This window comes from Tenacibaculum sp. SM2510 (genome assembly GCF_057002845.1).
Genome location: NZ_CP192703.1, coordinates 1,289,373 through 1,301,940, shown reverse-complemented (window position 1 = coordinate 1,301,940; position 12,568 = coordinate 1,289,373). Strand labels below are relative to the sequence as shown.

Here is a 12,568-nt window from a genome sequence, read left to right as displayed (position 1 = left end):
GTAAGAAAAAAAAATAAATGAAATTATCAAATTTTAGTTTTGAATTACCAGAAGAATTATTAGCAGAATATCCTTCAGAACATAGAGATGAAGCACGTTTAATGGTGTTGCACAGAGATACTCAAAAAATTGAACATAAATTATTTAAAGATTTAATCAATTATTTTGATGAAGGAGATGTAATGATGTTAAACAATACAAAGGTTTTTCCTGCTCGTATGTACGGGAATAAAGAAAAAACTGGAGCGCGTATTGAGGTGTTTTTATTACGTGAGTTGAATGCTGAAAATCGTCTTTGGGATGTATTAGTAGATCCGGCAAGAAAGATTAGAATCGGAAACAAATTATTTTTTGGTGATGATGAAAGTTTAGTAGCTGAGGTTATTGATAATACAACATCTCGTGGTAGAACATTGCGTTTCTTATACGACGGGCCTTACGAAGAGTTTAGAGAAAAGTTAGTAAAGTTAGGTGAAACACCATTACCTAAATATATAAAGCGTGAAGTAGAGGCAACAGATGAAGACCGTTACCAAACAATTTATGCAAAACATGAAGGAGCTGTAGCAGCACCAGCAGCAGGTTTGCATTTTTCTAAACATTTAATGAAGCGTTTAGAAATTAAAGGAATTGAGTTTGCAGAAACTACGTTGCATGTAGGTTTAGGAACTTTTAATCCGGTTGAGGTAGAAGATTTATCGAAGCATAAAATGGATTCTGAAAAGATTAATGTAACGCAAGCCACTGCAGATATGGTAAACGATGCCTTAGCTAAAAAGAAAAGAGTATGTGCTGTTGGTACAACTGTAATGAGAGCAACAGAATCGGCAATTACTTCTAAACGCAAATTAAAAGAATTTGAAGGTTGGACAAATAAATTTATCTTTCCTCCGTTTGAATTTAGTGTTGCAAATTGTATGATTACAAATTTTCACACACCAAAATCAACATTAATGATGACTGTTTCTGCTTTCGCAGGACATGATTTTATGATGGAAGCATATCAAGAAGCAATTAAAGAGAAATATAAATTTCACTCGTACGGAGACGCGATGTTGATTTTATAATAATATAGATTTAAACGAATTATAAAACCTCACAAGATTACTTGTGAGGTTTTATGTATTTTTGCACCCGATGGAAGTTAAGAAAAAAGACATACGCGCATTAACAAAAGAACAATTACGTGATTTTTTTGTAGCGAACGGAGATAAGGCATTTCGAGGTAATCAAATATATGAATGGTTGTGGAGTAAATCGGCACATTCGTTTGATGACATGACGAGTTTATCGAAAGATACTCGTAAAATGCTAGATGAAAACTTTGTAATTAACCATATTAAGGTTGATAATATGCAGCGTAGTAAAGATGGTACTGTAAAAAATGCTGTTCGTTTACACGATGGGTTAGTGGTAGAGTCTGTTTTAATACCTACAAAAACACGAACAACTGCTTGCGTTTCTAGTCAGGTTGGTTGTAGTTTAGATTGTCGTTTTTGTGCAACATCGCGTTTAAAAAGAATGCGAAACTTAAATCCAGATGAGATTTATGATCAGGTTGCAGCCATCAATAAAGAAAGTTTGCTGTATTACAACAAAAAGTTATCTAATGTTGTTTTTATGGGAATGGGAGAGCCATTGATGAATTATAATAACGTAATTAAATCTATCGATAAAATCACCTCTCCAGAAGGTTTAGGGATGTCTCCTAAACGTATTACGGTTTCTACATCAGGCGTGCCTAAAATAATTAAGAAAATGGCAGATGATGAGGTTAAGTTTAACTTAGCTGTTTCATTGCATTCTGCTATTGATGAAGTTCGTACGTCTATCATGCCATTTAATGCTACTTTTCCTTTAAAAGATTTAAAAGAAGCGTTAGAATACTGGTATGAGAAAACCCAAAGAATGATTACCTACGAATATGTAGTGTGGGGAGGAATTAATGATAAAAAAGAAGATATTAATGCCTTAATTCAATTTTGTAAATACGTTCCTTGTAAAGTAAATTTAATAGAATATAATCCTATTGGTGATGTTGAATTTCAACAAGCGAGCCCGGAAGCAATAAACAATTATATATCGAATTTAGAAATGAATGATATAACGGTAAATGTTCGTCGTTCTAGAGGTAAAGATATCGATGCAGCTTGCGGGCAATTGGCAAATAAGTCTTAAGAATAGATGAAAGATGAATGCGATGTAGTTGTAATTGGAGCAGGGCCAGCAGGTGGTCAATGTGCTAGGAATTTAGCTAAAAAAGGTTTAAATGTATTATTAGTTGAACGTTTTGCATCCTTTTACGATAATAATTTTTCAAGTGCAGGGATGTCTATGCAGGGTTTTAAAGAGTTTAATCTTCCTGAGAGTATTATTGGTCGGTACTGGAAAAATTTCACAATACAAAGTTCTAATGAATTTGCACGTTGGACAGCTGATGAAAACAAAGGAGTCGTATTAGATTTTGCTAAGCTTAGACAATTTTTGGCAGATGACTGCATAAAAAATGGTGGAGATGTTTTAATGGGGTACTCTTATGTTTCAAAACAAGTTACAGATAAAGGTATTTCAGCTCATTTTTATTCAAAAAAAGAAAATAAAAAAATAGCTATTAAAGCTAAACTATTGGTTGACGCTACTGGTCCAGGAAGAAAAGTTATCTATAATAGTATAGAAGAACAGCCAGCAATGGATTTGGCCGCAGGTGTTGAATATATGATTAAAGTTAATGATCAGGTATATAATAAATTTAAAGATGATTTGTTCTTTTTTTTAGGAGATAAATGGTGTCATAAAGGGTATTCGTGGGTTTTCCCGATGGATAAAAACGTTTTAAAAGTTGGTACAGCAAAAATGCTTTCTAAAGAGAGTGAAAAACATTCTGAATCTCTAAAACAAATTACGGAAAGAATTATTTCTGATTATATGAAGGCTTCTGATTATAAATTAATAGATGTTCACGGTGGAGTAGTTCGCAGTACTAGAAATATCTCAGAAGTTTTTTATAAAAATAGAGTTGTAGCTATTGGAGATTCAATCTCATCAATTAATCCTTTAGGAGGAGAGGGAATTAGATATGCTTTAAGAAGTGCAGAGGATGTAACAATTCATGTAGAAAATTATATAAATAAAGAGAGAAATACTTTTGCTAATTACAGAAAAAAGTGGCGTAAAAAATATCTTTTCACTTGGAGATTATGTTCTTTTATAGCAGAAACAGTCTATAATAAATATCCAGATGCTAAATTAGATGCGAAAATAAAAAAGTATCATAGTTTAATAGATATCGATCAACTAATAAATATGGTTTTTGAATTTAAGTTTGTAAACCTTTTTAAACGTATTTTTTCGTTTTTATGGAGTAGAGTGAAAAAGCAATTTTCTAATAAAAAATAAAAGTGAAACTAGTAGAGCAAATTAAACTTCCTATTAAAAACGAAATGGAACTCTTTGAGACTAAGTTCAAAGATTCGATGTTATCAAAAGTTCCCTTATTAAATAGAATCACGTATTATATCGTTCGTAGAAAAGGAAAACAAATGCGACCGATGTTTGTTTTTTTAGTAGCGAAAATGGTTTCTGATGGTGGTTTTGATGAGCGAACATACCGAGGAGCTTCAGTAGTTGAATTAATTCATACTGCAACTTTAGTACATGATGATGTGGTGGATGATAGTAATCGTCGCCGTGGTTTCTTTTCAGTCAATGCTCTTTGGAAAAATAAAATTGCCGTTTTAGTAGGAGATTTTTTATTGTCAAAAGGATTGTTATTGTCTATTGATAATGAAGATTTTGATATTCTTAAACTGATTTCTATCGCAGTGCGTGAAATGAGTGAAGGTGAATTACTACAGATAGAGAAAGCACGAAAACTAGATATTACCGAAGAAATTTATTTTGAAATTATCCGACAGAAAACAGCAACTTTAATTGCAGCTTGTTGTGGTATTGGTGCCGCATCAGTAGGAGCAAATAATGAAACTGTTCAGCAAATGAGAAAGTTTGGAGAGTATATCGGAATTGCTTTTCAAATTAAAGATGATTTATTTGATTATACCGAAGACGAGATAGGGAAACCTACAGGAATTGATATTAAAGAGCAGAAAATGACATTACCGTTAATTTATACCTTAAATAACTGTTCTAAAAAAGAGAAATCTTGGTTGATCAACTCTGTAAAAAAGCATAACACGAATAAAAAACGTGTTAAAGAAGTAATTGCTTTTGTAAATACAAATGGCGGCTTAGAGTATGCAACAACTAAAATGCATAGTTATAAAAACAAGGCGTTAGCCATATTAAATAACTTTCCAGAATCAGCATATAAAAGCTCATTACAACAAATGATTGATTATGTTGTAGAACGTAAGATTTAAAATCCTACGTTCTACATAGTGTAAAATTATTTTAATATTATTTCTTCAGAGATTACTTTTCCTTTTTCAGACATTCCTTCGATAAACATTTTTATTTTCTTTTGTTGATTTTTAGGTATCTTAAAACTGATACTAGAATTAGCAGGTATTTTTATGTTTGATTTCCAATATACAGCGCCAAAATGCTGATATGTTTTGTTAGAATAAGAAGGGTATTTTGGATTGTAATATACTTTGTCATTACTAAAACCATAAGGTAATTTTACGGTACTCATTTTTGTTTTCTTAGTTTTAAGCTGCAAAGGAGTAAGTGTTTTAATATGTACTTCGGTAGCAGCACTAGGAGAGCTGTTACCAAATGAAATTTCTTCTACATCCTCTAAAAGCATCCCTTCAAGTATTGAAGGATCATGACTCCTGTTATTACCATTTATTATTACTGCTAAATCTAATAAGCTTCCAGGCATTGCGTTTGCTCTTTCTTTGGCACGAGCTTCTAAGTGTCTAGTTCTTGAGCTCTTTTCTACTATTTGCCCTTTGCTGATGTTTTCCTCTGTTTTAGTAGTGAGAGTTCCCGCTATGTCATTAATGTTATTTAGCCTTTTTCCAGTTTTGTAAGTGATGAAATCCATTACCGTTTCTCCCGATCCAATCATAATATCTTTCATTTTAAAACTGTTAAATAAGGTTGTAGCTAGATAAACATTACTCTCTGTTTTTCTTTTATTAGCCTTAACCATAACTTCGTTTAAGAATTCAAAATCATTAGATAGGTATTTAAATGAAGAATAGTCCAATTCAGAGTTTTCGGTCTTATAGTTGTAATTTAAAGACTCTTTTAAAGAGTTTTTAGAGTAAGATAAAATAGGAGTAGTTTCAAAAATATTGTCATGATTTTTTATACCGAATTTGATAACGCTATTCTTTTTAATAAAAGTGTTTTTTAAAACATAAGGTGTTTTAAGAGATTTAATTTCTCTTACAATTTTGTTTTCTGGAGAATACATTAAAACGGGGTTGTTACTTTTTGTATTTGATTTTAAAGTAATGTTAATTCCGTTTTCGAAATTAAATTTAGTTTTGGGCGTTTTATTAAAAATATCATTCCAGTTATATTTTGCCCACCCTTGTGTGATTAAGAGTAAATCGAGGTCTCTAAGTTTTTTTTGATTAATATTAGTTAAGTAATATTTATAATTTTGAATGTCACCTTTAATAAAAGGTTTAAAAAATGTACTAGAAACAATACTGTTTTGTGGGGCGTAAGCTTTTGTAGTTAATGGTAAAAAAGATGTGCTTAAATGGGTTGTTTCATTTGTAGTGTTTTTTAAATTTATCTCTAAAGAGTCTGAATTAATAGTGGTATTTTTTGTTTCTATTTTAGAAAATAAAGATTCATTATTAATAAAAATTAATCTTTCTAGTATAGGTTTGTTGTTGTTAAATACAGTTATTGTATTAAGACCAAATGGTAATTCGTTTTTATTAATAAGTAAAGCATATTTATGACTTTTTTCATTAATTTTTATCTTGAATTTCTTGTATTTATTTGTGTTGTGAATAAAAACAGTAACATCAGACTGAATAAGTTTAGGAACGCTATTTTTATTTGTTTTTAAGTTAATTGATAAAAATTTAGGATTAGAGTTAACAACTCTTAAGTTTAAACCATTTTTTTTAGATTCTGGAGGTGCAGCTTTTATAATTATTCCGTTTTCAAGCATAGCTTCAAATTCATAACTTTCATTTTTCTTAAAAAAGAAATTAACATTACCTAAACCAAATGAATTTGTTTTAAAAGTAGTAATTATTTTTTTTGACTTATTCTTAATGTTTCCGCTCTTAATTTTTATACCATTACCATTTTTATCTTTAATTAATATACCAAGATTATTAATAGTATTTTCAAGAACATGCCCGCCTTCAGGGAATATTTTAAATTCGTAATACTCTTTTTCGGTAATTATTTTTTTATCTTTTTTAAAGGATGAAATAATTTTAATTTTTTGATTATATGAATTACTTTCCTTGAAGTTTTTCATCCAATTAGTAGATGCCTTTATATAGTAATTTCCTTCTGTAAATGTTGAATCTAAAGTAATACTACCTTTTCCTATTCCGTTTTTAATATGAATTAGAAACTGATCTTTTATTTTTTTTTGATCATTAAATATTGAAACATACAGATTTGAAGTTGTTTTGTGTAATTTTTTAGAGTTTTGTTCTATTACATAGGCTTGAAACCATATTTCTTCACCTTTTAAAAAAGAGGTTTTATTTAAGTGTAAATAAGGTGTTTCTCTCGTGTTTTCAAAGTAGCTTACATAAGCTGAATCAATTTTATGAATATCCTGACTAAGAATGTTAAACGAACTTAATAGTAGTATTAGTAATGTGATTTTTTTCATAGTTTTTCTTTTTATAGCATTTGAGTTACCGATGGTTTTTATTTATTTTTTATTAATTCGGATATATAGATAACCCCTATTAAAAAACAATTTTTAATAGGGGTTTTTGAGTTTTATTCTAAATTATATTTGCTCTATATAAATCTTTTGATCAAAGCCTAAGTTAGAGATGATGATATTCTGTACTGTATTCATCTTTGTTTTTTCTAACTTGTCTAGTTTATTTAAAACTATTTCATTATTAAGAAAGATTATTATTTCTGGCTCAGTATTTAAATGAGTGCGTTTTTTATCTATTGTATTATCTGTTAATGTAGATTCTTGATTTAGGGTTCTGCTTGTGTTTGAGTATAGAATATTTTTTAGAGTAATAGCACGAATTTTAGGATGTGTTTTCAAGTAATCTAAAACAAATTGTTGAGATTTAACATTTTTTTTTTGCACAATAGTATTAATTGATTCCTTTTTTTTAGTGTTTTTTTCTTGAGCAGTAATTGCAAGTGTGCATAAAGAAAAAATAATAGCGAAGTAATTTTTTGTTTTCATATTAACATTTTTTTTGAATATTTAGTAAATATTTAACAAGCATTGTGCCGTAAAGTTAGTTTTATCTTTTTTTTACATCATTTTTGATAATTACTTTATTTAGTTAGCTGACGATTAGATTATTGTGTTTATGAAAAAAACCTCTAAACGTTAACGTTTAGAGGTTTTTTAAATATTTAAGTATCGAGCTTCTCGACTACATCATTCCTGGCATCCCGCCACCCATTGGAGGCATTGCAGGAGCGTCTTCTTTAATATCGATTAAAGCACATTCGGTCGTTAAAATCATACCAGCAACAGAAGCTGCATTTTCTAACGCTACACGAGTAACTTTTTTAGGGTCGATAATTCCGGCTTCTAGCATATCAACATATACTTCGGCTTTAGCATCGTAACCAAAATCTTTTTTACCTTCTAGCACTTTATTAATTACAACAGAACCTTCGCCACCAGCGTTTTCAACAATTGTTCTTAAAGGCGCTTCAATAGCTTTGTTAACGATTTGTACACCTGTAGTTTCGTCTAAGTTTTCAGTAACTAATGATTCTAGTACTTTTTTAGCACGCACTAAGGCAACACCACCACCGGCAACAATACCTTCTTCTACAGCAGCACGAGTTGCATGTAAAGCGTCATCTACACGATCTTTCTTTTCTTTCATTTCTACTTCAGAAGCAGCACCAACATATAAAACAGCAACACCGCCAGCTAACTTCGCTAAACGCTCTTGTAATTTCTCACGATCGTAATCAGAAGTAGTAGTTTCAATTTGCGCTTTAATTTGGTTTACACGACCTTTAATTAGCTCTTCATTACCAGCACCGTTAACAATAGTAGTATTGTCTTTATCGATAGTTACTGTTTCAGCAGTTCCTAATAAATCTAAAGTTGCATTTTCTAAAGAAAAACCTCTTTCTTCAGAAATAACAGTTCCGCCAGTTAAGATAGAAATATCTTCTAACATTGCTTTTCTACGATCACCAAATCCAGGAGCTTTTACAGCAGCAATTTTTAAACCACCACGTAATTTATTAACTACTAAAGTAGCCAATGCTTGTCCGTCTACATCTTCAGCAATAATTAATAAAGGTCTTCCAGATTGAGAAACAGGCTCTAATATTGGTAAAATTTCTTGTAAGTTAGAAATCTTTTTATCGAATAATAAAATATAAGGATTCTCTAAAGTAGCTACCATTTTATCAGCATCAGTTACGAAGTACGGAGATAAATATCCACGGTCGAACTGCATTCCTTCTACAACGTCAACATAAGTTTCCATTCCTTTTGCTTCTTCAACAGTAATCACTCCTTCTTTACCAACTTTACCAAAAGCGGTAGCGATTAAATCACCAATAACTTTATCGTTGTTAGCAGAGATAGAAGCTACTTGTTGTATTTTTTCTGATGAGTTACCAACTTCTTGAGCTTGTTTAGCTAAGTCTTCAGTAATTGCAGCAACAGCTTTATCAATACCACGCTTCAAATCCATCGGGTTTGCACCAGCGGCAACATTTTTTAAACCTTCCTTTACGATTGCTTGTGCTAATACAGTTGCAGTTGTAGTTCCATCACCAGCTAAATCGTTAGTTTTAGAAGCTACTTCTTTTACCATTTGAGCTCCCATGTTCTCTAAAGGGTCTTCTAACTCAATTTCTTTTGCAACAGTAACACCATCTTTAGTTACATGTGGCGCACCGAAAGATTTAGAAATAATTACATTACGTCCTTTAGGACCTAAGGTTACTTTTACTGCATTTGCTAATGCATCTACTCCACGTTTTAAACCGTCACGAGCGTCAACATCAAATTTTATATCTTTTGCCATTTTATGATCTATTTTTTTTATTAATTATTAGGTGAGTGAATAAATTATATGATAGCGAAAATGTCGCTTTCTCTCATAATTAAATAATCACTTCCTTCATGTTTTAATTCTGTACCAGCATACTTTCCGTATAAAACAGTATCACCAACTTTTACAGTTAAAGGCTCATCTTTGGTTCCGTTTCCTATGGCAACAACAGTACCTTTTTGTGGTTTTTCCTTGGCGTTATCAGGAATAATAAGTCCTGATGCTGTCTTGGTTTCTGCTGCAGCTGGTTCTACAAGAACTCTGTCTGCTAAAGGTTTAATATTTAATCCCATTTTTATATAAGTTATGATTAAGTAGTTGTTATTATTGGTTAAAAATAGTCAGAAATTATGCCATTAAAAATTATATGCCACTTTTTCTAAATCAATGAAAAATATGCGCAAAAAAAATGCCAACGTGTCATTACGTTGGCATTTTATATTATATGTTATTAAGATTAGTTTACACTATCTTTTGTAGTATCGTTTGTTGTAGGAGCAGCAACAGGAGCTGTAGTTTCTACATTTTTTAAAGTACTATCTAATTGAGGAGCATCTGCTGAATTTCCTCTAGGAATAGCGAAGTTTGCGATTAAAATTAAAGCAAACATTGTAATTGCTAAAGTCCAAGTAGTTCTATCTAAAAAACTATTGGTGTTTTGTACTCCACCAATGTTCTGAGCACCACCACCTCCAAAAGAAGAAGATAATCCGCCACCTTTAGGGTTTTGAACCATTACGATTAAGATTAATGCTATTGCAACAATCAATATTAACACTAAAAGTAAAGTATACGTAGTCATTATTTATTTTTTTGTAAAATTTGTATTCTCTTAATTTGGTCTGCAAAGAAACCACTTTTTTCTGGATATTTCAAACTTAATATTTTATAAGCTTGTATTGCACTTTCATATTTTTTTTGTTCAAGATAAACCTTTGCTAAGGTTTCGGTTGCTAACTGAGAATTTTGCTTGTTTTCTGCAACTTTAATCTCAGGTAGATTTGTTTTATTTGGCCGAGAAATTTTTGGGGACTTTTCTATAAAACGATCGATAATTGCGTTTTTCACTAAGTTTTCAGCGGCAATTTCTTTTTTTATTTCTGTAGAGCCATCTCTTGGGATTACATTTTTAGATGATAATTGTAACCACTGATTAAAAGAAAATGATTCGTTTTTAGTAAATGCTAAAGGTTTTCCTATCGCTAAGTCTTCTTTAATATTCTGAATTTCTTTTTTACTAGGAAGAAGCAATTCTTTTAAACTGACTTTCTTTTCTTTTAGATTCGAAATTTCTTTAAAGGAGTTAGCAGTAATAAAGTCAAACAAAACATTACGATCTGTTGTGTATGCTGCAGTTATTTTTAATTCATTATTATACTTAAAGCTATCTTTATTTTTTAAAATTTTTAAATATAAAGCTCTTGCTGATTGAAAATAAGGATATTGTTGAATAATATTTTTAAGCTCTGAATTGATTTCTTGTGAAATAACTTCTGGTTTCTCTAAAACGTGTATGTATTTTCTTTTATCCAACATTTACCATTTAGCAACAGAAGCATTGAAAATATCTTGGGTTATTCTTTCTAAAATTTCTTTTAAAGCAGTGTCTAATACGCCGCCAGATAATTGTTGTGTAGCACCGTAATCATAGTAAAAAGAAAAGCGTTTTTCGAAATTATCTTTTTCTTCTAACTTGTTTTCATAAATAACATTTACTGAAATTGTTAAACGGTTTTGTGCTGCTGTTTGGTTCGCGGTAGCACTCATTGGTGTAATTCGATAATCGGTTATTTCACCAGAAAAATGTAAATCTCCATTAGAATTTACTAATGTTAAATTTGTTTGACGTGTAAATAAATCACGTAAATTTTGTGTGAATTCTTGACTTAAGGTTGGTTCTATTAAAGGGGCCTGATTCGGAAAGAAATCAACCTGAATGGTTTTAGCATTCCCTGTATTTCCTCCGGTAAATGAATAAGCGCCACAACTTATCAATACAATAGAAGCGGTAATAAAAACAATATTGTAAAAAAGTTTTTTCATAAAATCAAAAGTAAACAATTCAAGGATTATAATCTTAACGAATATTTTATAAATCGTATTGTTTTATTTTTCGGTATAAAGTTCGTTCTGAAATTCCTAATTCTTTTGCTGCTAACTTACGTTTATTACTGTTTTTTTCTAACGATTTTCGGATCATTTCAATTTCTTTTTCTTGTAATGATAAGTTTTCGTCTTCTTCAATTGTTTCAGCATACTCGTAATTATTTTGAGTAGACGATGATTGTGGAATTTTAACAACTTCGAAGTTATGGTCTTCTGGTTTTTCTGTTTCTTGGTAAATACGCTCTATTAAGCCATGATTTTCTTCTTTCACTTGTTCTGCATCACCATTTTGCATTAAATCTAAGGTGAGTTTTTTTAAATCATTGATGTCATTACGCATATCAAACAAGATTTTATACATAATGTCTCGTTCATTTGCGAAATCAGAATTGCTAGATTGTTTCCCTATTACTGCAGGGAAATTACCTCTGTTTTTCGGAAGATATTGTACTAATTTTTCGGCAGTAATTAAGCGACTTTCTTCTACGACAGAAATTTGTTCGGCTAAGTTTCTTAACTGACGAATGTTACCAGGGAAGCGATAGTTTAATAATACTTTTGTAGCATTATCATCTAAGCGAATTGTTGGCATTCGGTATTTTTGAGCAAAATCTGAAGCAAATTTTCTAAAAAGCAAGTGAATATCTTCATTACGGTCGCGTAAAGCAGGTAAATCAATTTCAATAGTACTTAAACGGTAATATAAATCTTCTCTAAATTTTTCTTTCGAAATAGCTTGTTGCATGTTTACATTGGTAGCTGCAACGATACGAACATCGGTTTTTTGTACTTGTGATGATCCTACTTTTATAAATTCACCATTTTCTAAAACACGTAATAAACGTACTTGTGTTGTTAACGGTAATTCACCTACTTCATCTAAAAAAATGGTTCCTCCATCGGTAACTTCAAAATATCCTTTACGAGCAGCGGTAGCTCCTGTAAAAGCTCCTTTTTCGTGCCCGAAAAGTTCACTATCAATCGTTCCTTCAGGAATTGCACCACAGTTAACTGCAATATATTTAGCGTGTTTTCTGTGTGATAATTGATGAATTATTTTCGGAATATTTTCTTTACCTACACCACTTTCTCCGGTAACTAAAACTGAAATATCAGTAGGAGCCACACGAATAGATTTTTCTATAGCGCGGTTTAATTGCGTATCGTTACCGATAATACCAAAACGTTGTTTTATTGCTTGTAGGTTTTCCATATTTTTCTTTAGAATAGAGAAAAAAGAATAGGGAGAAAAGAGTTGATCTTTTCTCTTGCTTCTCTTT

The 12,568-nt window shown here is 30.9% G+C and carries 12 protein-coding genes; 4 read left to right on the top strand and 8 right to left on the bottom strand.

Going from position 1 to position 12,568, the window contains the following annotated elements:
• Positions 1–17: 17 nt before the first annotated feature.
• The 4 genes from queA to ACQ629_RS05745 all read left to right on the top strand — a co-directional run bounded on the left by queA (position 18) and on the right by ACQ629_RS05745 (position 4,376).
• Positions 18–1,067 (top strand): tRNA preQ1(34) S-adenosylmethionine ribosyltransferase-isomerase QueA, encoded by a 1,050-nt coding sequence (gene queA / locus ACQ629_RS05760; protein WP_483706992.1) that lies wholly within the window; start codon positions 18–20, stop codon positions 1,065–1,067.
• Positions 1,068–1,137: 70 nt separating this feature from the next.
• A complete protein-coding gene (gene rlmN / locus ACQ629_RS05755; RefSeq protein ID WP_483706991.1) occupies positions 1,138–2,178 on the top strand; it encodes a dual-specificity RNA methyltransferase RlmN in 1,041 nt (346 codons plus the stop codon).
• Positions 2,179–2,184: 6 nt separating this feature from the next.
• Positions 2,185–3,396 carry an NAD(P)/FAD-dependent oxidoreductase gene (locus ACQ629_RS05750; RefSeq protein ID WP_483706990.1) on the top strand — a complete coding sequence of 404 codons (1,212 nt, stop codon included), beginning with the start codon at positions 2,185–2,187 and terminating at the stop codon, positions 3,394–3,396.
• Between the two features lie 2 nt (positions 3,397–3,398).
• Complete coding sequence (locus tag ACQ629_RS05745; RefSeq protein WP_483706989.1) at positions 3,399–4,376, top strand: polyprenyl synthetase family protein; 978 nt, start codon at positions 3,399–3,401, stop codon at positions 4,374–4,376.
• 26 nt (positions 4,377–4,402) lie between these two features.
• Here ACQ629_RS05745 and ACQ629_RS05740 read toward each other — a convergent pair whose 3' ends face one another.
• The 8 genes from ACQ629_RS05740 to ACQ629_RS05705 all read right to left on the bottom strand — a co-directional run bounded on the left by ACQ629_RS05740 (position 4,403) and on the right by ACQ629_RS05705 (position 12,501).
• Positions 4,403–6,784 (bottom strand): hypothetical protein, encoded by a 2,382-nt coding sequence (locus ACQ629_RS05740; RefSeq protein WP_483706988.1) that lies wholly within the window; start codon positions 6,782–6,784, stop codon positions 4,403–4,405.
• A gap of 123 nt (positions 6,785–6,907) precedes the next feature.
• Positions 6,908–7,330: a hypothetical protein gene (locus ACQ629_RS05735; RefSeq protein ID WP_483706987.1), complete on the bottom strand. Its 423-nt coding sequence runs from the start codon at positions 7,328–7,330 to the stop codon at positions 6,908–6,910.
• A 196-nt stretch (positions 7,331–7,526) separates the two neighbouring features.
• The gene (groL, locus tag ACQ629_RS05730; RefSeq protein WP_483706986.1) at positions 7,527–9,155 is read right to left on the bottom strand and encodes a chaperonin GroEL; all 1,629 of its coding nucleotides are present in this window, start codon (positions 9,153–9,155) and stop codon (positions 7,527–7,529) included.
• Positions 9,156–9,199: 44 nt separating this feature from the next.
• Entirely contained in the window at positions 9,200–9,475 is a 276-nt protein-coding gene (locus tag ACQ629_RS05725; RefSeq protein WP_483706985.1) for a co-chaperone GroES, read from the bottom strand.
• Between the two features lie 164 nt (positions 9,476–9,639).
• Positions 9,640–9,984 (bottom strand): preprotein translocase subunit SecG, encoded by a 345-nt coding sequence (gene secG / locus ACQ629_RS05720; protein ID WP_483706984.1) that lies wholly within the window; start codon positions 9,982–9,984, stop codon positions 9,640–9,642.
• Positions 9,984–10,718: a hypothetical protein gene (locus tag ACQ629_RS05715; protein WP_483706983.1), complete on the bottom strand. Its 735-nt coding sequence runs from the start codon at positions 10,716–10,718 to the stop codon at positions 9,984–9,986. The genes secG and ACQ629_RS05715 overlap by 1 nt, the downstream gene beginning before the upstream one ends.
• Entirely contained in the window at positions 10,719–11,225 is a 507-nt protein-coding gene (locus ACQ629_RS05710; RefSeq protein WP_483706982.1) for an LptE family protein, read from the bottom strand.
• 46 nt (positions 11,226–11,271) lie between these two features.
• Complete coding sequence (locus ACQ629_RS05705; protein WP_483706981.1) at positions 11,272–12,501, bottom strand: sigma 54-interacting transcriptional regulator; 1,230 nt, start codon at positions 12,499–12,501, stop codon at positions 11,272–11,274.
• Positions 12,502–12,568: the final 67 nt, after the last annotated feature.

Coding starts and splice junctions, on each gene's coding strand:
- ACQ629_RS05735 (WP_483706987.1), bottom strand. CDS start 7,330: ATGAAAACAAAAAATTACTTCGCTATTATTTTTTCTTTATGCACACTT.
- secG (WP_483706984.1), bottom strand. CDS start 9,984: ATGACTACGTATACTTTACTTTTAGTGTTAATATTGATTGTTGCAATA.
- groL (WP_483706986.1), bottom strand. CDS start 9,155: ATGGCAAAAGATATAAAATTTGATGTTGACGCTCGTGACGGTTTAAAA.
- ACQ629_RS05750 (WP_483706990.1), top strand. CDS start 2,185: ATGAAAGATGAATGCGATGTAGTTGTAATTGGAGCAGGGCCAGCAGGT.
- ACQ629_RS05740 (WP_483706988.1), bottom strand. CDS start 6,784: ATGAAAAAAATCACATTACTAATACTACTATTAAGTTCGTTTAACATT.
- ACQ629_RS05705 (WP_483706981.1), bottom strand. CDS start 12,501: ATGGAAAACCTACAAGCAATAAAACAACGTTTTGGTATTATCGGTAAC.
- queA (WP_483706992.1), top strand. CDS start 18: ATGAAATTATCAAATTTTAGTTTTGAATTACCAGAAGAATTATTAGCA.
- ACQ629_RS05710 (WP_483706982.1), bottom strand. CDS start 11,225: ATGAAAAAACTTTTTTACAATATTGTTTTTATTACCGCTTCTATTGTA.
- rlmN (WP_483706991.1), top strand. CDS start 1,138: ATGGAAGTTAAGAAAAAAGACATACGCGCATTAACAAAAGAACAATTA.
- ACQ629_RS05725 (WP_483706985.1), bottom strand. CDS start 9,475: ATGGGATTAAATATTAAACCTTTAGCAGACAGAGTTCTTGTAGAACCA.
- ACQ629_RS05715 (WP_483706983.1), bottom strand. CDS start 10,718: ATGTTGGATAAAAGAAAATACATACACGTTTTAGAGAAACCAGAAGTT.